The organism is Streptomyces sp. NPDC093261, assembly GCF_044753645.1.
GTDB lineage: Bacteria > Actinomycetota > Actinomycetes > Streptomycetales > Streptomycetaceae > Streptomyces.
Map to the genome: position 1 here is coordinate 96452 of NZ_JBIVNO010000010.1, position 23909 is coordinate 120360.

At 71.9% G+C, this 23909-nt stretch carries 22 protein-coding genes; 7 read left to right on the forward strand and 15 right to left on the reverse strand.

The genetic code is table 11. The features are described from left to right. Positions 1-226: 226 nt before the first annotated feature. Positions 227-829, reverse strand: coding sequence for a hypothetical protein (locus ACIP94_RS21640; protein WP_402427814.1), 603 nt, complete (start codon positions 827-829; stop codon positions 227-229). Positions 830-1093: 264 nt separating this feature from the next. Between ACIP94_RS21640 and ACIP94_RS21645 the strand changes: the two genes are divergently transcribed. After that, a complete protein-coding gene (locus ACIP94_RS21645; protein ID WP_402427817.1) occupies positions 1094-3892 on the forward strand; it encodes a penicillin acylase family protein in 2799 nt (932 codons plus the stop codon). Between the two features lie 19 nt (positions 3893-3911). On the opposite strand, the gene ACIP94_RS21650 is transcribed toward ACIP94_RS21645, so the two are convergent. Both ACIP94_RS21650 and ACIP94_RS21655 read right to left on the reverse strand, forming a co-directional pair. Next, the gene (locus ACIP94_RS21650; RefSeq protein ID WP_402427819.1) at positions 3912-5255 is read right to left on the reverse strand and encodes a serine-threonine protein kinase; all 1344 of its coding nucleotides are present in this window, start codon (positions 5253-5255) and stop codon (positions 3912-3914) included. A gap of 81 nt (positions 5256-5336) precedes the next feature. After that, positions 5337-6602, reverse strand: coding sequence for an exo-beta-N-acetylmuramidase NamZ domain-containing protein (locus ACIP94_RS21655; protein WP_402427822.1), 1266 nt, complete (start codon positions 6600-6602; stop codon positions 5337-5339). Between the two features lie 146 nt (positions 6603-6748). Between ACIP94_RS21655 and ACIP94_RS21660 the strand changes: the two genes are divergently transcribed. The 3 genes from ACIP94_RS21660 to ACIP94_RS21670 are packed head-to-tail and all read left to right on the forward strand — an operon-like array spanning position 6749 to position 9799. Further along, positions 6749-7513 carry an SDR family oxidoreductase gene (locus ACIP94_RS21660; RefSeq protein WP_402427825.1) on the forward strand — a complete coding sequence of 255 codons (765 nt, stop codon included), beginning with the start codon at positions 6749-6751 and terminating at the stop codon, positions 7511-7513. Further along, positions 7510-9168: a class I adenylate-forming enzyme family protein gene (locus ACIP94_RS21665; RefSeq protein ID WP_402427828.1), complete on the forward strand. Its 1659-nt coding sequence runs from the start codon at positions 7510-7512 to the stop codon at positions 9166-9168. Before ACIP94_RS21660 ends, ACIP94_RS21665 begins: the two co-directional genes overlap by 4 nt. A gap of 37 nt (positions 9169-9205) precedes the next feature. Next, positions 9206-9799 carry a TetR/AcrR family transcriptional regulator gene (locus tag ACIP94_RS21670; protein WP_402427831.1) on the forward strand — a complete coding sequence of 198 codons (594 nt, stop codon included), beginning with the start codon at positions 9206-9208 and terminating at the stop codon, positions 9797-9799. A 65-nt stretch (positions 9800-9864) separates the two neighbouring features. Here ACIP94_RS21670 and ACIP94_RS21675 read toward each other — a convergent pair whose 3' ends face one another. From ACIP94_RS21675 to ACIP94_RS21710, 8 genes are all read right to left on the reverse strand, one after another. Continuing rightward, positions 9865-11103 carry an acyl-CoA dehydrogenase family protein gene (locus tag ACIP94_RS21675; protein ID WP_402427834.1) on the reverse strand — a complete coding sequence of 413 codons (1239 nt, stop codon included), beginning with the start codon at positions 11101-11103 and terminating at the stop codon, positions 9865-9867. 6 nt (positions 11104-11109) lie between these two features. Beyond that, entirely contained in the window at positions 11110-12132 is a 1023-nt protein-coding gene (locus ACIP94_RS21680; protein WP_402427837.1) for a phosphotransferase family protein, read from the reverse strand. 152 nt (positions 12133-12284) lie between these two features. Then, the gene (locus ACIP94_RS21685; protein WP_402427841.1) at positions 12285-13196 is read right to left on the reverse strand and encodes an MBL fold metallo-hydrolase; all 912 of its coding nucleotides are present in this window, start codon (positions 13194-13196) and stop codon (positions 12285-12287) included. A gap of 95 nt (positions 13197-13291) precedes the next feature. Further along, complete coding sequence (locus tag ACIP94_RS21690) at positions 13292-13588, reverse strand: hypothetical protein (RefSeq protein ID WP_402427843.1); 297 nt, start codon at positions 13586-13588, stop codon at positions 13292-13294. A 124-nt stretch (positions 13589-13712) separates the two neighbouring features. Continuing rightward, positions 13713-14036, reverse strand: a complete 324-nt coding sequence (locus ACIP94_RS21695) for a DUF202 domain-containing protein (RefSeq protein ID WP_402427846.1) — start codon at positions 14034-14036, stop codon at positions 13713-13715. Next, positions 14033-14425 (reverse strand): YidH family protein, encoded by a 393-nt coding sequence (locus ACIP94_RS21700; protein ID WP_402427849.1) that lies wholly within the window; start codon positions 14423-14425, stop codon positions 14033-14035. Before ACIP94_RS21700 ends, ACIP94_RS21695 begins: the two co-directional genes overlap by 4 nt. A gap of 97 nt (positions 14426-14522) precedes the next feature. Beyond that, positions 14523-15041, reverse strand: coding sequence for an NUDIX hydrolase (locus ACIP94_RS21705; RefSeq protein WP_402427852.1), 519 nt, complete (start codon positions 15039-15041; stop codon positions 14523-14525). A gap of 464 nt (positions 15042-15505) precedes the next feature. Further along, positions 15506-16399, reverse strand: coding sequence for a DMT family transporter (locus ACIP94_RS21710; RefSeq protein ID WP_402427855.1), 894 nt, complete (start codon positions 16397-16399; stop codon positions 15506-15508). A 248-nt stretch (positions 16400-16647) separates the two neighbouring features. On the opposite strand from ACIP94_RS21710, the gene ACIP94_RS21715 reads away from it, so the two are divergent. From ACIP94_RS21715 to ACIP94_RS21725, 3 genes are all read left to right on the forward strand, one after another. After that, the gene (locus ACIP94_RS21715; protein ID WP_402427858.1) at positions 16648-18303 is read left to right on the forward strand and encodes an FAD-binding dehydrogenase; all 1656 of its coding nucleotides are present in this window, start codon (positions 16648-16650) and stop codon (positions 18301-18303) included. Between the two features lie 272 nt (positions 18304-18575). Continuing rightward, on the forward strand, positions 18576-19349 hold the full coding sequence (locus ACIP94_RS21720; protein WP_402427861.1) for a molybdopterin-dependent oxidoreductase: 774 nt from the start codon (positions 18576-18578) through the stop codon (positions 19347-19349). After that, on the forward strand, positions 19333-19965 hold the full coding sequence (locus ACIP94_RS21725; RefSeq protein WP_402427864.1) for a cytochrome b/b6 domain-containing protein: 633 nt from the start codon (positions 19333-19335) through the stop codon (positions 19963-19965). The genes ACIP94_RS21720 and ACIP94_RS21725 overlap by 17 nt, the downstream gene beginning before the upstream one ends. Positions 19966-20011: 46 nt before the next feature. Here ACIP94_RS21725 and ACIP94_RS21730 read toward each other — a convergent pair whose 3' ends face one another. The 4 genes from ACIP94_RS21730 to ACIP94_RS21745 all read right to left on the reverse strand — a co-directional run bounded on the left by ACIP94_RS21730 (position 20012) and on the right by ACIP94_RS21745 (position 23869). Beyond that, positions 20012-21037: an L-idonate 5-dehydrogenase gene (locus ACIP94_RS21730; RefSeq protein ID WP_402427867.1), complete on the reverse strand. Its 1026-nt coding sequence runs from the start codon at positions 21035-21037 to the stop codon at positions 20012-20014. 26 nt (positions 21038-21063) lie between these two features. Beyond that, complete coding sequence (locus ACIP94_RS21735; RefSeq protein ID WP_402427870.1) at positions 21064-21825, reverse strand: SDR family oxidoreductase; 762 nt, start codon at positions 21823-21825, stop codon at positions 21064-21066. A gap of 10 nt (positions 21826-21835) precedes the next feature. Next, the gene (locus tag ACIP94_RS21740) at positions 21836-23233 is read right to left on the reverse strand and encodes a GntP family permease (protein WP_402427873.1); all 1398 of its coding nucleotides are present in this window, start codon (positions 23231-23233) and stop codon (positions 21836-21838) included. Positions 23234-23329: 96 nt separating this feature from the next. Then, positions 23330-23869: a gluconokinase gene (locus ACIP94_RS21745; protein WP_402428468.1), complete on the reverse strand. Its 540-nt coding sequence runs from the start codon at positions 23867-23869 to the stop codon at positions 23330-23332. Positions 23870-23909: the final 40 nt, after the last annotated feature.

A 23909-nucleotide genomic window follows, 5' to 3' on the forward strand; every position in this document is an offset into this window, starting at 1 on the left:
CCTCGGCGGTGTTGCATCGCCCCCAACTGTCCCTACGGCAAAGGGGCGAGCCGGCGGATTCCCGGCTGGTGACGTCCCCCTCCTCCGCCGGCGACCACGCCGCGCACGGAGTCCCGAAGGGATCGGCCCCCACCTCGTCCGCACCCGAGGCGGCCCCGCGCCCGATCCGCGCCGCGATGGGGGGTGCGGCATCCCCGGCGCACCCCCGCGCCCTCGGGCGCTGTTGTCACGCCGACACCAGGAGCCGTGTGCGCCGCGCCTCCGCCAGCGCCCCGGGTGTCAGCACGGGAACCGGCACCACGATGCCGCAGTCCGTGCAGACCGGACCCGAGGACGGCTCATGGGCCAGGTCGTACCGCCATATCAGGCGTTCTCCGTCGCACACCGGGCACGACGCGCCCGGCTCGCGCTCCAGCGCGGCGATGAGCCGGCGCAGCACCTCGGCCAGCGGTTCATGAGGGTGGACCCGCGGATCGTCGCACCAGGCGACGCCGAAACCGCCCCAGGTCAGCCGGTGCCAGTCGTCCACACTGCCCGGCCTGCGCAGCCCGTCGTGCTTCTCCTTCCTGCGACGCTGGGTGAACTCGGCTTCATAGGCGAGCCAGACGGAGCGGGCCTCCTCCAGCTCCTCCAGTGCGGCCACGAGCCGCGCCGGATCGGGGGAGCGGTCCTCGGGACCGAACCCGGCCCGGGAGCACAGATGGTCCCAGGTCGCCCGATGCCCGTAGGGGGCGAACTTCTCCAGGCACTTGCGCAACGAGTAGCGCCGTAGTGCCAGATCGCACCTCGGATCTCGCGCCTGTCTCGCCAGACTCCGGAAACCGGCCATCGCCCTGCACCTCCGTCACACCTGCAGCTGTACTTCGGTTACCTCGGCGTCGTCGTACGGACGTCGCCGAATAGACGTATCGACAAGCGATTCGGCTCCCTCCTTTTTTCGATGGCCTCCCCCGGGCCGACTGTCGAACGATTGAAAGTTGACGCGTGTTCATCTTCAATCGCGGGGATACCGGCGGTAACGTCCGTCAGTCCCTCCCCCAAGCTCTCGGCTCCGCTCGAGCAGGGGGGACCCCCATCGTCGGGAGGAGCTGCCATGCCACAGCGCCCACGCAACGTCCTCGACAGACTGAGAACTCCCCGCAGATTCCCGAAGTTCCTCAAGGCCGCCGCGATATGCATCGTCGTAGGCGGTCTTTTGTCGCCAATTTCCGCGACCGCGGCCTCCGGCATCGTGACGGCCGCCGATGCCACGGCCGCCAACGACTACTGCGGCGGCCAGTGTTCGGACATCCTTCCGCCCGGCGAGAACGGTAACGCCACCCTCGCCCAGATCCTGCTCAACCAGGCCTTCGGCACCCAGCCCGGCCACGCCGAGGACCAGCTCGGCCCGTACGCCGACCTGGCCACGGGCTACTCCGGGCTCACCGACACGAAGATCAACACCTTCTTCGACGACGCGTCCTTCGGCGTCCCGTCCGGTCAGGTCGCCTCCACCGAGAGGCCCGCGGGCCGCAGCGATGTGACGATCGTGCGCGACAGGAAGACGGGCGTCCCGCACATCACCGGTACCACCCGGTACGGCACCGAGTTCGGCGCCGGGTACGCCGCGGGCGAGGACCGGCTGTGGCTGATGGACGTCTTCCGGCACGTCGGACGCGGTCAGCTGACCTCCTTCGCGGGCGGCGCGGCCTCCAACCAGGGCCTTGAGCAGGAGTTCTGGCGCAACGCGCCCTACACCGAGGCCGATCTGCAGGCCCAGATCGACCGCGCGGTGGCCGCCGCCGGGGACCGCGGCAAGCAGGCCCTCGACGACGTCAACGCCTACCTGGCCGGCGTCAACGCCTACATCGACGCCTCCGACGGCGGGCGCTACTTCCCCGGCGAGTACGTCCTGACCGGCCACAAGGACGCCATCACCAACGCCGGCACCATCGAGCACTTCAAGGTCACCGACCTGGTCGCGCTGGCCTCCGTCATCGGCGCGCTGTTCGGCTCCGGCGGTGGCGGCGAGGTCAACAACGCCGTCTCCCTGCTCGCCGCCCAGTCCAAGTACGGCGTGGCGGAGGGCACCAAGGTCTGGGAGTCCTTCCGCGAGCGCAACGACCCCGAGGCCGTCCTCACCGTCCACGACGGCGAGAGCTTCCCCTACGCCACCAAGCCCGACAGCCCGCAGGGCGAGGCGCTGCCCGACGCCGGTTCGGTGACCCAGGAACCGCTCGTCTACGACCGCACCGGCAGCGCGGCCACCTCAAGCGCCACCCGCGCCTCGAAGGCCGCCGCCGCCACCGCCCTCACCTCCGCCAGGCGCGGCATGTCCAACGCCCTCGTGGTCAGCGGCAAGTACACCGCGAGCGGTCACCCGGTCGCCGTCTTCGGGCCGCAGACCGGCTACTTCGCGCCCCAGCTGCTGATGCTCCAGGAGATCCAGGGACCGGGCATCAGCGCCCGCGGCGCCTCCTTCGCGGGCCTGAGCATGTACGTCGAACTGGGCCGCGGCCAGGACTACTCGTGGAGCGCCACGACCTCGGGCCAGGACATCATCGACACCTACGCCGTGGAACTGTGCCAGGACGACTACCACTACCTGTACCACGGCACCTGCACCGCCATGGACAGGATCGAGCAGAAGAACGCCTGGTCCCCGACCGTCGCCGACGGAACCGCGGCCGGCTCCTACACCATGCGGGTCTGGCGGACGAAGTACGGTCCCGTCGAGTACCGCGCGACCGTCGGCGGCAAGAAGGTCGCCTACACCACCCTGCGCTCGTCCTATCTGCACGAGGCCGACTCGATCATCGGCTTCCAGATGCTGAACGACCCCGGCTACGTCAAGGGCCCGCAGGACTTCCAGAGCGCCGTGCAGCACATCAACTACACGTTCAACTGGTTCTACGCCGACTCCCGGCACATCGCGTACTACAACAGCGGTGACAACCCGGTGCGCGCGAGCGGCGTCGACGCCGAGTTCCCGACCTGGGCGCAGGCGGACTACGAGTGGCGCGGCTGGGATCCGGCGACGAACACGGCGGACTACACACCGCCGTCCCAGCACCCCAACTCCGTCGACCAGGACTACTACATCTCCTGGAACAACAAGCAGGCAGAGGACTACACGGCCGCTCCCTGGGGGGAGGGGTCGGTGCACCGCGGCAATCTGCTTCAGGACCGGGTGAAGAAGCTGGTGGCGGCCGGCGGGGTGACCCGCTCCTCGCTGACGAAGGCGATGGCGGACGCCGCGCTCGCCGATCTGCGGGCCGAGGACGTGCTGCCGAAGCTGCTGAAGGTCGTGAACAGCTCGACGGTCACGGACCCCACGGCCGCGGCGGCGGTGAGCAAGCTGTCCGCGTGGGTGTCGGCGGGCGCCCGCCGCACGGAGACCTCGGCCGGCTCGCACACGTACGCCGACGCCGACGCGATCCGCATCCTGGACGCCTGGTGGCCGCTGCTGGTGAAGGCCGAGTTCGAACCCGGCCTCGGCAGCGACCTGTACACCGCCTTCACCGGCAACCTGCCGGTCGACGAGTCCCCGTCGGCCGCGCACGGCCCGACCGGCTCGCACGCCGGAAGCTCCTTCCAGTACGGCTGGTGGAGCTATGTCGACAAGGACATCCGGGCGGTGCTGGGGGAGCCGGTGCAGGGCCCGCTGGCGCGGACGTACTGCGGCGGCGGCAGCCTGAGCGCCTGCCGCGACACCCTGATCAGCACCCTCACGCAGGCGGCCGGCATGACCGCGTCCCAGGTGTACCCCGGCGACGACCAGTGCTCGACGGGTGACCAGTGGTGCGCCGACTCGATCGTCCAGCGCACCCTCGGCGGCATCAAGCACGGCAGGATCAGCTGGCAGAACCGGCCGACGTTCCAGCAGGTGGTGGAGTACACCTCCCACCGGTAGGCCGAAAGACGGCGGCGGGTCAGGCCACCCGGCCCGCCGCCAGCACCAGTTGTGCCAGTTCCCGGTGCACGATGTCGCTGTGCGCGCCGGAGGGCGGTCCGCCGTGGCAGACCACGGCGGACGCGTCGACGTTCACACAGCCCGTCGCCGGCAGCCCCCGCAGCGCGTCGGCGAGCGCCAGGGCCCGGGTGCCGTCCACCGCCTGCACGCCGTCGTGCCCCATCGCGCCCCATCTGGGCCCCAGCAGGCGGCCGATGTCGAAGTCCCCCGTGAGCCCGCCGGTCAGCGAGCGATCGTCCCCGGCCATCCGTGAGGCCAGCGGATAGAAGGTGCCGAGCGCCGAGTCGAAGCGGGAGTGGCAGCACACCAGGGGTCCGTCCACCCGGCCGCGGCAGTCGTGCAGGACGCCGCCGGACCCCGGGTCGTCCGGAAGGCGGGCCGCGAACGCGTAGTGGGAGAAGGCTCCTTGGAGCAGTGTCACGGACTTCACCGTGGGCACCCCGTCCGGCAGCCCGCGCAGCGCGAACGACACCAGCCGTCCGCCGAAGCTGTGGCCGACGAGATGCACCCGCACACCCGGCGCCGACTGCGCGAGCCGCCCGATCACCGGCCCGAGCCCGCGCTCCCCGACCGTGCCCGCGCGCCGCTTCATCGCGTAGTACGTGGCCTGCCGCAACACCTCGCGCGCCCCGTCCCACAGCCCCTTGGGCGTCAACGAGAGCGTTTCCGCGCCCGAGGCCGCCGCCTCCACCCGCTCCAGGGCCCGGGCGAAGTCCCGGCACACCTGTCCGATGTCGCCCCCCAGCATCTCGAGGGCGCTCCCGGGCGCCTCCTCGAGTGCCGTGTCCGCGGCGCACGCGGCCTGCGGGCCCCGCGGTTCCACCTCCACCAGCAGCCGCAGCAGCCGGCCGAACTCCGCCGGCGAGGGGCCGTCGTCCGGGCGCCGGTCCAGCAGCCGGGCGAGCCCCTCCACCACCGTCGCGCGGTCGGGGAATACCTTCAGCAGCGCCTGCCGGCTGCCTTCGTCCAGGCCAGGCCGCTCGGCCGCGGGAACGTCCGCCGCGGCCGACGGCGGGAAGTCGGGGACCGCTTCGTCCGCGAACATCATCGACGGCCAGATCACGCCCACGTAGCCCAGGCGGGCCTTCGGCGCCAGCGAGGGCACCGGGGCGAAGAAGCGGCCGTAGAGCCGTGTCGCGCCGGAGCGCTCGTTGTTCCAGCCGTGCGCGAAGACCAGCAGATCCCGCACCCCGTGCCCGGACGCCTCCGCGAGCAGCCGGTCCCGTTCGGGAGCGTCCACGTCCCCGTCCGCGTCGAAGGTCAGCTCCCAGTAGGGACTCACACCGATCGCCGGTCCCGCCATGACGGATCCCCTTCACCCCGTGTCGAGTGCGCCGTGTCCGCATCGTCCTGCCGGTGGGGGAACTTGGCCATACGTCATGACTCATCCGTACACGAGATACTCCTCGCGGATCCGCCGGAAGGCGCGCAGCTCGTCCTGCCACGCGGCCACGACCTCGTCGGCCGTCGCGCCCGCGTCGATCATCGTGCGCACCCGCGCGGACCCGGTGAGCCTGTCGATCCAGTTGTCGGGGCGCCACGCGAAGCCGCTCCACACCTTCCTGGCGGTCACGAGCAGCGCGATCCCGGTGCGTACGGGGTCGTAGGCGGCCCGGTCGTGCACATGGATCTGCACACCGCCCACGGTCTTGCCCTGGAACTTGGAGAACGTGGGCGCGAAGTACGCCTCCCTGAAGTGCACCCCGGGCAGGCCCAGGTGCTCCGCCTCGGCCGCCCACCGCCCGTCGATGCCCTCGGCGCCGAGCAGTTCGAAGGGACGGGTGGTGCCGCGTCCCTCCGAGAGGCTGGTGCCCTCGAACAGGCAGGTTCCCGAATAGACCAGGGCGGTGTCGGGCGTCGGCATGTTCGGGCTCGGCGGCACCCAGGGCAGGCCGGAGGCATCGTAGAGGTCGGACCGCCGCCAGCCGGTCATCAGGACGGTCTCCAGCGGGACCGGTGTGCTCAGGAACTCCCCGTTGAACAGCCGTGCCAGCTCCGCCACCGTCATGCCGTGCGCCTGGGAGACCGGCTGCCGTCCGACGAAGGACGCGAACTCCCGGTGCAGGACCGGTCCCTGGGCGGACCGCCCGGTCACGGGATTGGGCCGGTCCAGGACCACGAACCGCTTGCCGGCGATCCGCGCCGCCTCCATGCAGTCGTAGAGCGTCCAGATGTAGGTGTAGAAGCGGGCGCCCACGTCCTGGATGTCGAAGACGACCGTGTCGACGCCGGAGGCCGCGAAGACGTCCGCGAGCGGCTGTCCGCTCTTGCCGTAGGTGTCGTACACGGGAAGTCCGGTCGCCGGATCGTCGTAGCGGCCCTCCGAGCCGCCAGCCTGGGCGGTGCCGCGGAAGCCGTGCTCGGGGCCGAAGACCGCGACCAGGTCCACCCGGGGGTCCGCGTGCATCACATCGACGATGTGGCGCAGCTCATGGGTCACTCCGGTCGGATTGGTGACCACCCCGACCCGTCGGCCGTGCAGGAGCGCGTAGCCGTCCGCGGCCAGCCGTTCGAAACCGGTGCGCACGCGTCCGCCGTGCGCGTCGGCGGGCGCCGTGCGCGGCGCGGGCGCGGTGGACGCGGCGGTCGCCGAGAGCGACACGGCCGTCGCCGTCGTCGTGGTGAGCAGCTCCCGTCTGGACAGACTCATGCGGTGACCTCCGTGATCGACGGAACTGTCATGCGCACCGCCCATCGGAGGAGCCCCTTCCCTCGTTACATACCGACTGGTTAGTCTGGTGATCGCAGCAGAGCCGACTGCAACAGAGCCCAGTCGCGTCGCGTCGAAGGAGACCGATGGTGGAAGCCGTGCAGGATGCGGGAGTGGTCGTCACCGGGGCGGGCGGCGGAATCGGGGCCGCCCTGGCCCGCCGCTTCGCCGCCGAGGGGGCGCGGGTCGTCGTCAACGACATCGACGCCGGACGGGCGAAGGCCGTCGCCGACGAGATCGGCGGCATCGCGGTCCCGGGCGATGCCTCCACGATCGTGGCCGAGGCGCGGGACGCCCTCGGCGGCACGGTCGACATCTACTGCGCCAACGCGGGCCTCGGCTCCGGCGGCACCGAGGCCGCCGGCGAGGAGGTGTGGGCGCAGGCCTGGGACGTCAACGTCATGGCGCACGTCCGCGCCGCCCGGGCCCTGCTGCCCGCCTGGCTGGAGCGCGGCGAGGGCCGGTTCGTCTCCACCGTCTCGGCCGCCGGACTGCTCACCATGATCGGCGCCGCCCCGTACAGCGTCACCAAGCACGGGGCCTACGCCTTCGCCGAGTGGCTCTCGCTGACCTACCGCCACCGCGGCCTCAAGGTCCACGCGATCTGCCCCCAGGGCGTGCGCACCGACATGCTGACCGCCTCCGGCAGCGCGGGTGAACTGGTGCTCGTGCCGACCGCGATCGACCCCGCGGATGTCGCCGACGCGCTCCTCAAGGGCATCGCGCAGGACCGGTTCCTGATCCTGCCGCACCCCGAGGTCGCCGCCTACTACCAGGCACGCGCCACCGAGCCGGACCACTGGCTGACGAACATGAACCACCTCCAGCAGAAGTGGGAGTCCGCCCGGTGACCACCTCCCGTTACGCCGCGAGGCCCTGGCTCGCCCTCCTCGACGACGCCCAGCGCGCCCCCGTCCGCCCCGCCGACTCCCTGGTGCACGCCCTGCGCACGGTCCCCCGGGACCGCACGGCTCTCGCCTATTTCGACGGGCGCCTCACCTACGCGGAACTGGACGACCTCACCGACTCGGTCGCCGGGCACCTCGCGGCCCGCGGCCTCGCGCCCGGCGAGCGGGTCGCGATCATGCTCCAGAACTCCCCGCACTTCGTGATCGCCCTGCTGGGCGCCTGGAAGGCGGGCGCGACCGTCGTCCCCGTCAACCCGATGTACAAGTCGGGCGAGGTCACCCACATCCTGAAGGACGCCGAGGTGAGCGCCCTGGTGTGCGCCGACCGCGCGTGGGAGGCGTATCTGCGGGACACGGCCGTGGGCTCACCGGTCCGCATCGTGCTCACCGCCTGCGAGCTGGATCTTCAGTCCCGGGGCGACGCGCGCGTGCTGACCTTCGAGCGAGCGGAACCGGCCGCCGACGCCGACGACCTCTTGGCCGTCGCCCGGCAGGGCCACCCGGCGCCCGAGGGCCGCGACCCGGTCCCCTCCGGCATCGCGCTGATCAGCTACACCTCCGGCACCAGCGGCACCCCCAAGGGCGCCACCAACACGCACGCCAACGTCATGTACAACGCCGAGCGGCAGCGGACCGGACTGAAACTGCCCGAGGTGCCCGTCTACTTCGCGCTGGCGCCCCTGTTCCACATCACCGGCATGGTGTGCGAACTGGTGGCCTGCCTCACCAGCGGAGGCACACTCGTCCTCGCCTACCGCTTCGACGCGGGCGTCGTCCTCGACGCGTTCGCCGAGCACCGGCCCCACTACACCGTGGGCCCGTCGACGGCCTTCATGGCGCTGGCCGCCCACCCGTCCGTCACCCCCGACCACTTCACCTCCTTCACGGGCATCTCCTCCGGCGGAGCCCCGCTGCCGCCCGCCCTGGTGGAGAAGTTCCGGGCCGGTTTCGGGCCGTACATCCGCAACGGTTACGGCCTCACCGAGTGCACCGCGCCGTGCGCCTCCGTGCCTCCCGGCCGGGAGGCCCCCGTGGACCCCGTCTCCGGGACGCTCGCCGTCGGCGTGCCGGGCCCCGACACCGTCGTCCGCATCGTCGACGACCAGGGGCGGGAGGTACCGTTCGGCGAGCAGGGCGAGATCGTCGTCCGGGGCCCGCAGGTGGTGCCCGGCTACTGGGGGCGGCCCGACGCCACCGCCGAGACCTTCCCGGACGGGGAACTGCGCACCGGGGACATCGGCTTCATGGACGAGCAGGGCTGGCTGTACGTCGTCGACCGCAAGAAGGACATGATCAACGCGTCCGGCTTCAAGGTGTGGCCGCGCGAGGTCGAGGACGTCCTCTACACCCATCCGGCGGTGCGCGAGGCGGCCGTCGTCGGGGTGCCGGACGGCTACCGGGGGGAGACGGTCAAGGCGTACATCAGCCTGCGTCCGGGCGCCGAGACCGACCCGGACGCGCTCGCCGCGTACTGCAAGGACAGACTGGCCGCCTACAAATACCCGCGCCAGGTGGAGATCCTGCCCGACCTGCCGAAAACGGCGAGTGGGAAGATCCTTCGTCGGGAACTGCGTTCCCGTTCGCAGACGATCCGGTAGACACCCGGTAGACATCGAGGAAAGGCAGGTGGCGGCAGTGCCCAGAACGACGGACGGGGACGGTACGCCCGTCCCGCAGCGGCTGCTGGCCGCCGCCACCCGGCTCTTCGCCGACCAGGGGTACGACCGCACCTCCGTGCAGGAGATCGTCGAGGCGGCCGGCGTCACCAAGGGAGCCCTGTACCACTACTTCGGCTCCAAGGACGATCTGCTGCACGAGGTGTACGCGCGCGTGCTGCGCGTACAGCAGGAGCGCCTCGACGCCTTCGCGGACGCCGACGAGCCGGTCGAGAAGCGGCTGCGGGCCGCCGCCGCGGACGTCGTCGTCACCACCATCGAGAACCTCGACGACGCCATGATCTTCTTCCGGTCCATGCACCATCTGAGCCCGGAGAAGAACAAGCAGGTACGCGCCGAGCGCCGCCGCTACCACGAACGGTTCCGAGCCCTGATCGAGGAGGGCCAGAAGGAGGGCGTGTTCTCCACCGCCACGCCCGCCGACCTTGTGGTCGACTACCACTTCGGCTCGGTGCACCATCTGTCGACCTGGTACCGGCCCGACGGACCGCTCGGCCCCCAGCAGGTCGCCGACCACCTCGCGGATCTGCTGTTGCGGGCGCTGCGTCCCTGAGCCCCGGGCGCACGAGGGGCGGCCGTGCCCACGGCCGCCCCTCATTCCGCCCCTCATCCCGTGCCTCACACGTACTTCTTCAGCTCCCGGCGCGCCAGGGACCGCTGGTGCACCTCGTCCGGGCCGTCCGCGAGCCGCAGGGTCCGGGCCGCCGCCCACAGTTCGGCCAGCGGGAAGTCCTGGCTCACCCCGCCCGCGCCGTGCAACTGGACCGCCTTGTCGATGATGTCGACGACCGTGCGCGGGGTGGCGATCTTGATGGCCTGGATCTCGGCGTGGGCGCCCCGGTTGCCGACCGTGTCCATCATCCACGCGGTCTTCAGGACCAGCAGCCGGAGCTGCTCCACGGCCACGCGCGCGTCGGCGATCCAGTTGTGCACGACGCCCTGCTGGGCCAGCGCCTTGCCGAACGCGGTACGGGAGACGGCCCGCCGGCACATCAGCTCGATCGCGCGCTCGGCCATGCCGATCAGCCGCATGCAGTGGTGGATCCGGCCCGGACCGAGCCGGGCCTGGGCGATGGCGAAGCCGCCGCCCTCCTCGCCGATCAGGTTGGACACCGGCACGCGCGCGTGGTCGAAGACCACCTCGGCGTGACCGCCGTGGGAGTGGTCCTCGTAGCCGTAGACCTGCATCGCGCGCTTGACGTGCACACCGGGAGTGTCGCGCGGGACCAGCACCATCGACTGCTGACGGCGGATGTCGGGTCCGTCCGGGTCCGTCTTGCCCATCACGATGAAGATCTTGCAGTCCGGATTCATCGCCCCGGAGATGTACCACTTGCGGCCGGTGATCACGTACTCGGCTCCGCTCGAGCGGGAGGCGCCCCCCTCGTCGCGCTCGATACGCGTGGTGATGTTGGTGGCGTCGGAGGAGGCCACCTCCGGCTCGGTCATCGCGAACGCCGACCGGATCTCCCCGGCGAGCAGGGGCTCCAGCCACTGCTTCCTCTGCCGCTCGTCGCCGAACTGGGCCAGCACCTCCATGTTGCCCGTGTCGGGCGCCGCGCAGTTCAGCGCGGTGGGCGCGAGATGCGGGGAGCGACCGGTGATCTCCGCAAGCGGGGCGTACTGGAGGTTGGTGAGTCCGGCGCCGTACTCCGAGTCCGGCAGGAACAGGTTCCACAGACCCTGCCGGCGGGCCTCGGCCTTCAGTTCCCCGACGATCGCGGGGGTGTCCCAGGGCGAGGCGAGCCGCGCGCGCTGCTCCTCGGCGACGGCCTCCGCCGGGTAGACGTACTCGTCCATGAAGGCGAGCAGCTTGGCACGCAGTTCCTCGGTGCGCGCGTCGAACGCGAAGTCCATGGCGGATCAGCCTTCCTTGAGGGTGGTCAGGCCGTGCTCGATGAAGACGGGCACCAGCTCGCCGATGCGGTCGAAGCCCCGTCCGACCGTCTGGCCGAGGGTGTAGCGGTAGTGGATGCCCTCCAGGATCACGGCGAGCTTGAACCAGGCGAACGCCGTGTACCAGGAGACGGCGGTGAGGTCGCGCCCCGCACGGGCGGCGTACCGCTCGATCAGCTCGGCCGGGTCCGGGTGTCCCGCGGCGGTGGCGGTGGTGGAGATGGGGGAGTCCGGCAGCCGCAGGGGCACGCTGTACATCACCAGCAGGCCGACGTCGGTGAGCGGGTCGCCGAGCGTGGACATCTCCCAGTCGAGGATGGCGGCGATCCGGTCGTCGTCGCCGAGCAGCACGTTGTCCAGGCGGTAGTCGCCGTGGATCACGGTGGGCGCCGGCGAGGCGGGCAGCGTGCGGCCGAGCGCCGCGTGCAGCTCGTCGATGCCGGGCAGCTCGCGGTTGCGGGAGGCGTCCAGCTGCTTGCCCCAGCGGCGGAGCTGCCGGTCCAGGAAGCCCTCGGGGCGGCCGAAATCGGCGAGCCCCACCTCCGCCGGGTCCACCGCGTGCAGTTCGACCAGGGTGTCCACCAGGCCGAGGATCGCCTCGCGCGTGCGCCGCGGGCCGAGCGTGGCCAGTTGCTCCGCGGTGCGGTAGGGCGTGCCCTCGACGAAGTCCATCACATAGAACGGGGCGCCAAGGACCGACTCGTCCTCGCACAGCAGCACCGGGCGTGGTACCGGGACCGCCGTCGGGTACAGCGCGCTGATCACCCGGTGCTCGCGCTTCATGTCGTGCGCGGTGGCCAGGACATGTCCGAGCGGGGGGCGGCGTACGACCCACCGGGTGGTGCCGTCCGTGACGGCGTAGGTGAGGTTCGACCGCCCGCCCTCGATCAGCCGGCCGGTCAGAGGGCCGCTCACCAGGCCGGGCCGCTCGGCGTCGAGCAGGCCGCGCAGCCGGTCGAGATCGAGACCCGGCGGGTGGTCTGGGCTCATCATTGCTCCTACGGGCGCGGAAAACGGGACCTGCATCATGATGCCGACCGGTCGGTATGTCGTCCAGTGGGCACGGCAAACGTGATCGGCGCCACGAGCTCGCCGTGGCGCCGAGGGGACCCGGGAGAGTGCGGCGACGCGCCACCGCGCTCTCACGCGTGGCTGGCCACCATCTCCCCGCCGTTCACCACCGCCATGTCGTGGAAGGCGGGCAGCGGATCCAGCGGCGTGCCCTCAGGACGCCCGTCCAGCTCCGCATAGGCACGGTGCAGATTGGCCACCAGTCGCTCGCTCTCGCGCCACTCCGCGAACTCCCCGAGATCGGTGGCCTGTGCGGCCTGCAGCGGGGTACGCCCCGCCGCGTGGTTCTCCTGCGCCACCTCCGCCACGAACCGCAGATAGCGCTCGGTGCGGTCGAACTCCGAGGGGTCGGTGATCGCGCCGTGGCCCGGCACCACCGTCTCCGCGCCGAGGCCGCGCAGCACCTCGAGGGCGCGCAGTGAGCCGCTCAGCGACCCCATCAGGAAGAACGGCGTACCACCCTCGAAGACGAGGTCACCGGCGAACAGCACCCGCCGGTGCGGCAGCCACACCACACTGTCCCCGACGGTGTGGGCGACACCGGGGTGGATGATCTCCGCGTCGATCCCGCCGACATGCACCCTCGTGCGGTCGGTGTACGTCAGGTCGGCGCCCCGGATGCGGATGTCCCCGTAGTCGATCCCGGGCCACACCAGCGCCAGGTTGTGCCCGCTCGCGAGCGCCTCCCGTCGGCAGTCGGCGTGCGAGACGATGGTCGCGGACGGCGCGAAGAGCCCGTTGCCATAGGTGTGGTCGCCGTGGTGGTGGGTGTTGACGACGAACCGCGGCGCGGGCGCCCCGGTGGCCGCGACCGCGGCGGCCAGGGCGCGGGTGCGCCGCTCGGTCGCCGCGGTGTCGACGAGGAGGGTCGTGGTCCCGTCCCCCACGAACCCGGCGTTGTTCAGGCACCACCCGCCGTCCGGCTGGACATAGGCGTGTACGTCGTCGGCGAGTGCGCACGTGTACGGCTCGGCCGCAGGCATGGGACCCCCTGAGTCGTCGTCAACCGGTGACCCACAGCCTGCCAGTCGACAACGGGCCCACGCTGACCGGGGTGTCCGGCGCGGCTACGGAGCCTTCAGTGGTCGTCCCAGTGTCCCTCGTGCTCGGCGTGCCGGTGGCCGTCGTGCAGATAGTCGACGTGGTCGCCATGGCGGACCGGGCGGTGGCCGCAGCCCTCGCCGTGCCGGTGCTCATGGCCCTCGTGGGTGATGTGCCCGCTGGTCTCGCACTCGTCCCAGTGGCCGTTGTGCTCGCGGTGCAGATGGCCGTCGTGCGCGTAGTCGACGTGATCGGCGTGCGGTACGGCCTCGTGTCCGCAGGCCGGGCCGTGGCTGTGGGGGTGGGCTGTGTGTTCCGCATGCTGGGTACTCATGGCGCTCACCTCGGAGGTGTCGTGCGGATGACGGCACAAGATGGACGGGATGAATCCAGGCGGGATGAAAGGGGACAATCCCGTCTTACTCGTCCAGTGTGCCGTGTCGGCGCCCCGGGCGCTCTCAGAAGACCAGTGCGGCCGCGCACAAGGCGAGGGCGGCCGTGCAGAGGGTCGCGGCGGCGGCGTGACGGGGCTGGAGGCGTGGCGGACGGCCGGCCTCCACGGTGGCCAGGGCACGGATGCGCCGATGGGCGAGGGCCAGGAAACCGAACCAGAGCAGGGCGCACAGGGTGACCACGACCGTGCCGGCCGCCGTCCTGTCGTGCAGCGCCGTCTTCGCGGCCAGCACGGCGGCCACCGTGCACGACAGGGTCGTACGGCGCCAGGCGAGCCGGGTGCGTTCCGGCTGGAGTCCCCGGTCGCGCTCCGGGGCCGGGACGCTCATCCCGCCCAGCCGAAGAGCACGATCACGACCATCGCGACCGCCACCACGGCGACGGCGATGCTCAGCACCGCCGGGAACCGGGACGCGGGAAGGTCCTCGCCGCACCGCATCGCCCGTTCACAGCGCACCCAGTGGTTGATGGCGCGCAGCGCGCACAGGACTCCGGCGGCGAGCAGCCCCAGCGCGAGCCCGGCCCGCCAGGCCCAGCGCAGGCTCGGCAGGAACTGGTCCACGGCGAAGCCGCCGCCGATCAGCGCCAGCGCGGTCCGCAGCCAGGCCAGAAAGGTGCGCTCGTTGGCCAGGGAGAAGCGGTAGTCGGGCGTACGGCCTTCCTGCCGGATCTCCTGAGGCGCAAACCACAGCCGGACGTTGCGCACGAATTCGCTCACGAGCAGGACCCTACCGGTCCGCCCCCGGGGCGCCCGCCGGGGCGGTGACGGGCGCGGCCGCGCGGGCCCGGGAGCCCCGCCGGCGCGGGCGGAGAGGTCAGGCCGTCGACCGGCGGTGCTCCTTGAGCCGCTCGTACGCGGCCAGACCGTCCGGAACCCACTCCCACTCCGACAGCCGCCGCTCCACCTCCTCCTCCGGAAGGAAGGCGTGCCAGGCGACCTCCTCGGCCTGGGGGCTGACGGGCAGATCGCAGCGGACCTGGTAGACCGCCGACCACCAGGACCGGCCGGCGCTGTCGTCGTACAGGAACGTGAAGAGCGGCTCGGGCCGGGGCAGCCCGCTGACGCCGAGTTCCTCCTCCGCCTCCCGCAGAGCGGCGTCGTCGTAGGTCTCGCCCGCGCCGACCACCCCGCCGACGAACATGTCGTACAGGGAGGGGAAGACCAGCTTGGTGGGAGTGCGGCGATGGACGAAGAGCCGCCCCTCGCCGTCCCGTGCCTGGATGAACACGCACCGGTGACGCAGCCCGCGCGCATACGCCTCGCCGCGCGGCGACTGCCCGATGACCCTGTCGTTCTCGTCCACGATGTCGAGGAGTTCGTCAGCGGCACTCATGGGCCCATCCAAGCAGCCGGAACCGGCACTCGCCCCGCCGGGCCCACACCACGCCGCCCGCCTCCGGGTGCGCTGCCGGAGTGCGGCCCGTGCCCGGAGTGCCGCCCGCGCCTGAAGGGTCACCGTGTCTGAAGCGTCACCTGTGCCCGGAGTGCGGCCCGTGCCCGGAGTGCCGCCCGTGCCTGAAGGGTCACCGTGTCTGAAGCGTCACCTGTGCCCGGAGTGCGGCCCGTGCCCGGAGTGCCGCCCGCGCCTGAAGGGTCACCGTGTCTGAAGCGTCACCTGTGCCCGGAGTGCGGCCCGTGCCCGGACCGCCGCCGTGCCTGAAGGGTCACCGTGTCTGAAGCGTCACCTGTGCCCGGAGTGCGGCCCGTGCCTGAAGCGTCCCCCGTGCCGGAGCGCGGCCCGTGCCTGAAGCGTCACCCGTGCCGGAGCGCGGCCCGCGTCCGGAGCGCCCGTGCGCCTCACCGCGGCTGGAGATCCCTCTCCCGTTCCGGCTCCGCCGTCCCCCGGGGCATGGCCGGGTGCAGCCCGAGCAGCACGATGCCGAGGACGATCGCCGCGAGGCCCGCCGCCTCCCAGGCCAGCGCGCCCGTGTCGGTGCGCAGCCGGTCGCCGAGGAAGCCCACTCCGCACAGGATCCCGGCCAGCGGCTGGGCCGCGGTCAGCGCCGGCAGGGACATCCGCAGCGGTGCCGTCTCGAACGCGCTCTGCACCAGGATCAGCCCCGTCACCCCGAGCACCAGCACACCGTAGGGCTGCCAGCCGGTGATGAACTCCGTCCAGCCGCCCGCCGTGAGCCGCTGTCCGCTGACCCGGGTGAGCGCGTCCTGCACGCCGTACAGCAGCCCCGCCGCCAGGCCGAGCAGCACCGGTCCGATGATCAGCCGCGACTTCTTCGCATACGCCGTCAGCAGCAGCGCAAGCCCCACCATGACGCCGATGATCAGCCAGTGCCGTACGGGATCCGTGACCGCGACTCCCGCCCTGGGCCGGCCCGCCACGATGAACGCCGTGACGCCGCCGGCGAGCAGCCCGAGCCCCGCCCATCCCTGACGGCCCAGCGGCTGCTTGGTCTGCCGTCGGGACTCGGCCAGCGCGAACAGCAGGTTCGTGGCGACGAGCGGCTCGACCAGGGAGATCTCGCCGCGGGCCAGCGCGATGGCGCCGAGCGCCATGCCCACCACCATCAGGCCGATACCGCCGAGCCAGCGAGGCATCCTCATCAGGTCCAGCAGCAGCCGCGGGGAGAGGAAGTCGCTCAACGGCGCGTGCTGTGCGGCGTTCTGCTGGAGCACGAACCCGGTGCCCAGGCAGAAGGCCGCGCTCACGGCGAGGGTGAAAACCAGTACCGACACGCTGTACCTCGATGATTCAGCGGGGTCACGGGATGCGTATCACGCCGACTGTAACGCCCTGGGCGGGTGCCCGCCCGGGGTTGACCGCTTCCGGTCCGGCCCCACCCGCCCATGACGGCCCGCGGGAGAGCGCGGACGTCGCCGAGTACCCGGAAACAGGCGGTTGACGCCGTCACTCTTCCTGCCGAAGGATCTGACCCGTCGGTAACCCCGAACCGACCGGTCGTCACGGCGAGAGGAACGGGCCCATGGCCTACGACGCTGATGTCATCGTGATCGGGGCGGGCCTCGCCGGTCTCGCCGCGACCGCGGAACTGGTGGACGCGGGCCGGAAGGTGATCCTGCTCGACCAGGAGCCCGAGCAGTCGATGGGCGGCCAGGCGTTCTGGTCCTTCGGCGGCCTCTTCCTCGTCGACTCGCCGGAACAGCGCCGGCTGCGGATCAAGGACAGCCATGCCCTGGCGCTCCAGGACTGGATGGGCACCGCCGCCTTCGACCGCCCCGAGGACCACTGGCCGCGCAAGTGGGCGGAGGCGTACGTCGACTTCGCCGCCGGGGAGAAGCGGGCCTGGCTGCACCGGCAGGGCGTCCGCTTCTTCCCGGTGGTCGGCTGGGCAGAGCGGGGCGGGTACGACGCCACCGGCCACGGCAACTCCGTCCCCCGCTTCCACATCACCTGGGGGACCGGACCCGGGGTGCTCGCACCGTTCGTACGACGGGTGCGGGACGGGGTCGCGCGCGGCCTCGTCCAGCTGAGGTTCCGTCACCGGGTCACCGGTCTCGCGCGCGGAGCGGGCACGGTCGACACCGTCACCGGGGAGGTCCTGGAGCCCTCGGACGCACTGCGGGGCAAGGCCAGCAGCCGGACGGTCACGGGGGCGTTCGAGTTCAGGGCACAAGCGGTGATCATCACTTCTGGCGGCATCGGCGGCAACCACGACCTCGTCCGCGCCAACTGGCCCGAGCGCCTCGGCAGTCCGCCGGAGCGGATGGTCTCCGGCGTGCCCGCGCACGTCGACGGAAGGATGCTCGGCATCGCCGAGGGGGCGGGCGCCCGCCTGATCAACCGCGACCGCATGTGGCACTACACGGAGGGCCTGCACAACTGGGACCCCATCTGGGACAACCACGGCATCCGCATCCTGCCGGGCCCGTCCTCCCTCTGGCTCGACGCCCGCGGCCGGCGCCTGCCCGTCCCGCTCTTCCCCGGCTTCGACACCCTCGGCACCCTCGAGCACATCATGCGGACCGGCTACGACCACACCTGGTTCGTGCTCGACCAGAAGATCATCGGCAAGGAGTTCGCCTTGTCCGGCTCCGAGCAGAATCCCGACCTCACGGGCAAGTCGATACGGGACGTCATCGGACGGGCCCGCGCGGATGTGCCCGGGCCGGTCAGCGCGTTCATGGACCACGGCGTCGACTTCGTCGTCGAGAAGGACCTGGGGGCGCTCGTGCGCGGCATGAACGCGCTCACCGACGAGCCGCTCATCGACGAGGCCGAGCTGCGCCGTGCGATCGTCGCGCGCGACCGGGAGATCCTGAACCCGTTCACCAAGGACCTCCAGGTGACGGCGATCCGCGGGGCCCGCCGCTTCCTCGGCGACCGGCTGATCCGCACGGCCGCCCCGCACCGCATTCTCGACCCCACGGCGGGCCCCCTGATCGCGGTGCGGCTGAACATCCTCACCCGCAAGACGCTCGGCGGCCTGGAGACCGATCTCTCCTCGCGGGTGCTGACGGAGGGCGGCGACCCGCTGCCGGGGGTGTACGCGGCCGGCGAGGCGGCGGGCTTCGGCGGGGGAGGGGTGCACGGCTACCGCTCCCTCGAGGGCACCTTCCTCGGCGGCTGTCTCTTCTCGGGGCGCACGGCGGGACGGGCGGCGGCGAGGGCGATCGGGTAAGGGCCGGGGCCGAAGGCCGCAGCCGCTTGCTTCCTGGCGAGGACGGCTCCGGTCCCTGAGAACGGCCTGCTCCCCGGGGACGGCCTGCTGTCTCGGAACGGCCTGCTCTCTGGGGGACGGCCTGCTCCCCGGGGACGGCCTGCTGTCTCGGAACGGCCCGCCCCTTCGGAACAGCGCTGCTCCCTGAGAACAGGGTGAGAAGATATGACGGAACCATGACGTGCACCGGTCCCCCCTGGCCCCGAGGGGGTCCCGGGTGCTCGAATCGTTCTGTGAACCCTGAACGACCCGAAGAGCGGGACGCACCGCGGCCCGCCGACCGGGAGACACCCGAGCCCTCCGTGTCCGGCACCCCGATCGGCCGCCGGGTCCTGCTGGGGACCCTGGGACTCGGCGCGCTCGGTGTCGTCGCCGCCCCCACGCTCCAGCGCGGCCTGGAAGCCTTCCTCGGCAGCGTCTCCGGCAAGGATCCGACGGGCCTGACCGGTCTGCTGCCCAACGGCGGCGGCTTCCGCTACTACTCCGTGACGGCGTCCGTGCCGCACCGGGGCGAGAGCGACTACCGCCTCACCGTGGACGGCCTGGTCGACCACCCGAAGACCTACACGCTCGCCGATCTGCGGGCCCTGCCCCAGACCCGGCTGGTGCAGGACGTGCAGTGCGTCACGGGCTGGCGGGTGCCGAAGACTCCGTTCGAGGGAGTGCGGCTGGCCACGCTGCTGGACGCCGCTGGGGTCCGCTCCTCCGCCGGTGCCGTCCGCTTCACCTGCTTCGACGGGGCGTACACCGAGAGCCTCACCCTGGAGCAGGCGCGCCGCGACGACGTGCTGGTGGCCCTGCGGATGCAGGACAAGCCCGTCACCCACGACCACGGCGGCCCGGTGCGGCTGTATGTGGCGCCCATGTACTTCTACAAGTCCGCCAAATGGCTCTCCGGCATCACCGTCACCCGGGATGTGCGTCCCGGGTACTGGGAGGACCGGGGGTATGACGTCGACGCCTGGGTCGGCCGGTCGAACGGACGGGACGATGCCCCCACGAACTGACGCCGCGCCCGCCGTCTCCACACCGGCCCTGGTACGTCGCTTCACCCGCGCGGAGCGCTGGGTGCACCGGGTGGCTGCCGCGCTGATGGGCGTCTGCGTGGCCACCGCGGCCTGCCTGTACATCCCGGCGTTCGCGGAGCTGGTGGGCCGCCGCGAGCTGGTGGTGCGGATCCATGAGTGGGCCGGGCTGATGCTCCCGGTTCCCGTCCTGGCGGGTCTGGTCTCCCGGTCCTTCCGCCTGGACCTCGGCCATCTCAACCGCTGGGGGCCGCACGACCGGATCTGGCTGCGCGCGGCCCTGCGCCGGGACCGGCGCCGCGCGTCCCGTCCCGCGGGCAAGTTCAACGCGGGCCAGAAGACGTACGCGGCCTGGATCGCGGGCGCCACGCTGGTGATGCTCGGCACGGGAGTGCTGATGTGGTTCACCCACCTCACCCCGCTGGTGTGGCGCACCTCGGCGACGTTCGTCCACGACTGGCTCGCCCTGACGATCGGTGTGGTCCTCGCCGGCCACATCGGCATGGCCCTCGGGGACCCGGAGGCCCGGCACGGGCTGCGGACCGGGCTGGTCAGCCGTACCTGGGCGGAGCGGGAACACCCGCTGTGGCGGCCGTAGCCGCCGGGCCGCGTGGGCGGGGCGGCCGGCTGCCGGCCGCCCCCGGTCACTCCCCGAAGTCCAGCAGCACCTTGCAGGACCGGCTGCGATCCGTGGCCAGGGTGAACGCCGACTCGGCCTCCCGCACCGGCACGACCGCGCTGATCAGCGCGTCGAACGCCTGCTCGGCCGCGAGCAGACGGAGCGCGTCGTCGAACTCGGTGTCGAAGCGGAACGCCCCGCGCAGCTCTGTCTCCCGGCTGACCACGAGGTTCCCCGCGAAGGGACTGTGCCCCGGCGGCAGCATGCCGAGCTGGACCACGACCCCGCCCCGCCGCACCAGCCGCAGACAGGTGTCGAGCCCGGCGGCGGTCCCGGACGCCTCGACGGCCACATCGACGTCCGCGGGCCATCCGGCGTCGTCCGGGTCGTCCGCCCGTACGAGGGTGTCGGCGCCCGCCGCCGCGGCGAATCCCAGCGCCCGCGGCAGCAGATCCGTGACCGTCACCGAGGCCGCGCCCGCCGCCTTCGCGGCCGCCACCACCAGAGCGCCGATCGGCCCGGCCCCGGTGACCAGCACCCGCCGTCCGGCCACCGCACCGGCCCGCCGCACCGCGTGCAGCGCCACCGCCAGCGGTTCGGCGAGCGCCGCGCGGCGCGGTGCGAGGCCGGCCGGGAGCGGCCTCAGCTGTCCGGCCGGGACGGCCACACGGGCCGCGAAGGCGCCCTGGACATGCGGTTGGCGGGCCGCACTGCCGAGATAGCGGGTGTCCCGGCACACGTTCGGCCGGCCGTCCCCGCACTCCGGGCACACACCGCACGGAGTGGCCGGATGCACGGCGACGGCGGTGCCCGCCGCGGGGCCTGACGCCCCCTCGCCGTAGGAGAGGACCGTGCCCACCACCTCGTGCCCGAGCACCAGCGGCTCCCGCAGCCGGAAGTCCCCGACCCCGCCATGCCGCCAATAGTGCAGGTCCGAGCCGCACACCCCGCCGTAGCGGACGGCGACCAGCGCCTCGCCGGGCCCGGCCACCGGGACGGGGAGTTCGTCGACGCGCAGGTCCCCCTGGCCGTGGATCACACAACCGAGCATCGAAGTCCCTTCCGCCGAAGCATCGTTCACAGCACGCTCGTCATGCCGCCGTCGACGTACAGCACCTGCCCGCCGACGAAGTCCGCCGCGGGGGAGGCGAGGAACAGCGCCCCGCCCACCAGGTCCTCGGTGCGCCCCCAGCGGCCGGCCGGGGTGCGCCGCCGCACCCAGGCGCTGAACTCCTCGTCCTCGACGAGCGGCCGGGTCAGCTCGGTCTCGATGTAGCCGGGCCCGAGCCCGTTGACCTGCACCCCGTGGGGGCCCCAGTCCGCGCACATGCCCTTGGTGAGCATCTTCAGCGCGCCCTTGGTGGCCGCGTACGACGCGATACCGGGGCGGACCACCTCGCTCTGCAACGAGCAGATGTTGATGATCTTCCCGTGACCGCGCTCGGTCATCCGCCGGGCCGCCTCGCGACCGACCAGGAACGCGCTGGTCAGATTGGTGTCCAGGATCCGGTGCCAGTCGGCGTCGGAGAACTCCAGGAGCGGGGCGCGCAGTTGCATGCCCGCGTTGTTGACCAGGATGTCGAGCGGCCCGACCCGCTCCTCGACGTCCGCGATGCCCGCGGCCACCGAGGAACCGTCGGTCACGTCGAACGCGGCCGTGTGCACATCCCCGGGCAGCCGCGCCGCGGCCTGGGCGAGCCGGCCGGGATCGCGTCCGTTGAGGACCACCGTGCAGCCGGCCTCCAGCAGACCGCGGGCGAGGGCGAGCCCGATGCCGCGGCTGGAGCCGGTCACCAGCGCCCGGCGGCCTGCGATGTCGAAGAGCGGGTGAGCCGTCATCGCCGTACTCCTAGATCACAAGGGACAGCAGGAGCACCAGGGCGCCGGCGACCACCGAGATGATCGTCTCCATGACGGACCAGGTCTTGACGGTCTGTCCGACGCTCAGCCCGAAGTACTCCTTCACCAGCCAGAAGCCGGCGTCGTTGACATGGCTGAAGAACAGCGAGCCGGCGCCGATGGCCAGGACCAGCAGGGCGGTGTGAGTCGTCGACATGTCAGCCGCGAGCGGCGCGACCAGACCGGCCGCCGAGACGGTCGCCACGGTCGCGGAACCCGTCGCGAGCCGGATCGCCACCGCGATCAGCCAGGCCAGCAGGAGGGCGGGGATCGACCAGTTCTTCGATATGTCCAGGACCATCTGGCCCACGCCGCAGTCGATCAGCGTCTGTTTGAAGCCGCCGCCCGCGCCCACGATGAGCAGGATGCCGGCGATGGGGGCGAGGCCCTTCTCGACGGTCCCCGAGATGCGCTCCTTGGTGAACCCGGCCGGGCGGCCCAGCGTGAAGATGCCGACGATCACGGCGGCGAGCAGGGCGATCAGCGGGGAGCCGACCACGTCGAAGACGCGCTGCACCATCTTGGCGGGGTCGTCCACCACGATGTCGACCAGCGCCTTGGACAGCATCAGGACGACCGGGAGCAGCACGGTGGCCAGCGTGGCGCCGAAGCCGGGGCGGGTCTCGAGCTCCTCGGAGGCGCGCGGCGGGAGCATGCGCTCCGGGACCGGGGCGTCCACCCAGCGGGCCGCGACCTTCGAGAACAGCGGTCCTGCGATGATCACCGTCGGGACGGCGACCAGCACACCGAGCGCCAGCGTCACGCCGAGGTTGGCCTTGACGGCGTCGATCGCGACCAGCGGCCCCGGGTGCGGCGGGATCAGACCGTGCATAACCGACAGGCCCGCCAGTGCCGGGATGCCGATCCGCATCAGCGAGTAGTTGCCACGCCTGGCGACCATCAGCACGACCGGGATCAGCAGCACGATGCCGACCTCGAAGAACAGCGGCAGACCGATCACCGAGGCGATCAGCACCATCGCCCACGGCATCGCGCGGCCCTTGGCCCGGCTGAGGATCGTGTCGACGATCTGGTCCGCGCCGCCGGAGTCGGCGAGCAGCTTGCCGAGGATCGCGCCCAAGGCGATCAGGACGCCCACACCGGCGACGGTCGAGCCGAGGCCGGTGGTGAAGCTGGTGATGGCCTTGTCGAGTGGCGCCCCGGCGAACGCGCCGAGCGCGAGCGAGCCGACGGTCAGCGCCAGGAAGGCGTGAAGCTTGAACTTGGTGATGAGCAGCACGATGACGGCGATGCCTGCCACCGCCGCGATGCCCAGTTGAGCGTGGCCCGCCGAAGTGATCGGCTCGACGGTGTCCGCTGCCAGCATCTCGACGCTGAGTCTGGTCACGGGGGTCCCTTGGGTGAGGAGAGGAACTCTCGGTTTCTGGTGGGAAGAGGGCCTCGGGGCCGCGCCTTTCCGGGAGGCGGCGCCCGAGGACGGGGGTTACTGCGAGGGCTGGGCGGAGGACCGTTCGAGGTCGCGCAACGCGTCCACGGCGCGGGCGGTGATCTCCTCGGGGCTGCCCGAGACGTCCACCGCCACTCCCGCCTCGTCCGGCTCCAGCGGCTGGAGCGTGGCGAACTGGGAGTCCAGCAGCGCGGTGGGCATGAAGTGCCCCTGCCGGTGCGCCATACGGTCCTCGATGAGCTTCCGGTCGCCCGTGAGGTGCACGAAGACAACGCCGGGAGCAGCGGCTCGCAGCCGGTCGCGGTACGCCCGCTTCAGCGCCGAGCTGCTGACCACCCCGCCGAGCCCCGCCCGCCCGTGCGCCCAGGCGCCGATGGCGTCCAGCCAGGGCCACCGGTCCTCGTCGGTGAGCGGGACGCCCGCCGACATCTTGGCGATGTTCGCCGGGGGGTGGAAGTCGTCGCCCTCGGCGTACGGAACGCCGAGCCGGGCCGCAAGCAGGGGACCGATCGTGGTCTTCCCCGTGCCCGCGACGCCCATGACCACGACCGCGTGGGGGGTGCGCACTTGCTGCATCAAGCTCTCGCTGTCTTCGTCGACATCTGATGTCGACGTC

Coding starts and splice junctions, on each gene's coding strand:
- ACIP94_RS21640 (WP_402427814.1), bottom strand. CDS start 829: ATGGCCGGTTTCCGGAGTCTGGCGAGACAGGCGCGAGATCCGAGGTGC.
- ACIP94_RS21645 (WP_402427817.1), top strand. CDS start 1,094: ATGCCACAGCGCCCACGCAACGTCCTCGACAGACTGAGAACTCCCCGC.
- ACIP94_RS21650 (WP_402427819.1), bottom strand. CDS start 5,255: ATGGCGGGACCGGCGATCGGTGTGAGTCCCTACTGGGAGCTGACCTTC.
- ACIP94_RS21655 (WP_402427822.1), bottom strand. CDS start 6,602: ATGAGTCTGTCCAGACGGGAGCTGCTCACCACGACGACGGCGACGGCC.
- ACIP94_RS21660 (WP_402427825.1), top strand. CDS start 6,749: ATGGTGGAAGCCGTGCAGGATGCGGGAGTGGTCGTCACCGGGGCGGGC.
- ACIP94_RS21675 (WP_402427834.1), bottom strand. CDS start 11,103: ATGGACTTCGCGTTCGACGCGCGCACCGAGGAACTGCGTGCCAAGCTG.
- ACIP94_RS21680 (WP_402427837.1), bottom strand. CDS start 12,132: ATGAGCCCAGACCACCCGCCGGGTCTCGATCTCGACCGGCTGCGCGGC.
- ACIP94_RS21685 (WP_402427841.1), bottom strand. CDS start 13,196: ATGCCTGCGGCCGAGCCGTACACGTGCGCACTCGCCGACGACGTACAC.
- ACIP94_RS21690 (WP_402427843.1), bottom strand. CDS start 13,588: ATGAGTACCCAGCATGCGGAACACACAGCCCACCCCCACAGCCACGGC.
- ACIP94_RS21695 (WP_402427846.1), bottom strand. CDS start 14,036: ATGAGCGTCCCGGCCCCGGAGCGCGACCGGGGACTCCAGCCGGAACGC.
- ACIP94_RS21705 (WP_402427852.1), bottom strand. CDS start 15,041: ATGAGTGCCGCTGACGAACTCCTCGACATCGTGGACGAGAACGACAGG.
- ACIP94_RS21715 (WP_402427858.1), top strand. CDS start 16,648: ATGGCCTACGACGCTGATGTCATCGTGATCGGGGCGGGCCTCGCCGGT.
- ACIP94_RS21725 (WP_402427864.1), top strand. CDS start 19,333: ATGCCCCCACGAACTGACGCCGCGCCCGCCGTCTCCACACCGGCCCTG.
- ACIP94_RS21730 (WP_402427867.1), bottom strand. CDS start 21,037: ATGCTCGGTTGTGTGATCCACGGCCAGGGGGACCTGCGCGTCGACGAA.
- ACIP94_RS21735 (WP_402427870.1), bottom strand. CDS start 21,825: ATGACGGCTCACCCGCTCTTCGACATCGCAGGCCGCCGGGCGCTGGTG.
- ACIP94_RS21745 (WP_402428468.1), bottom strand. CDS start 23,869: ATGCAGCAAGTGCGCACCCCCCACGCGGTCGTGGTCATGGGCGTCGCG.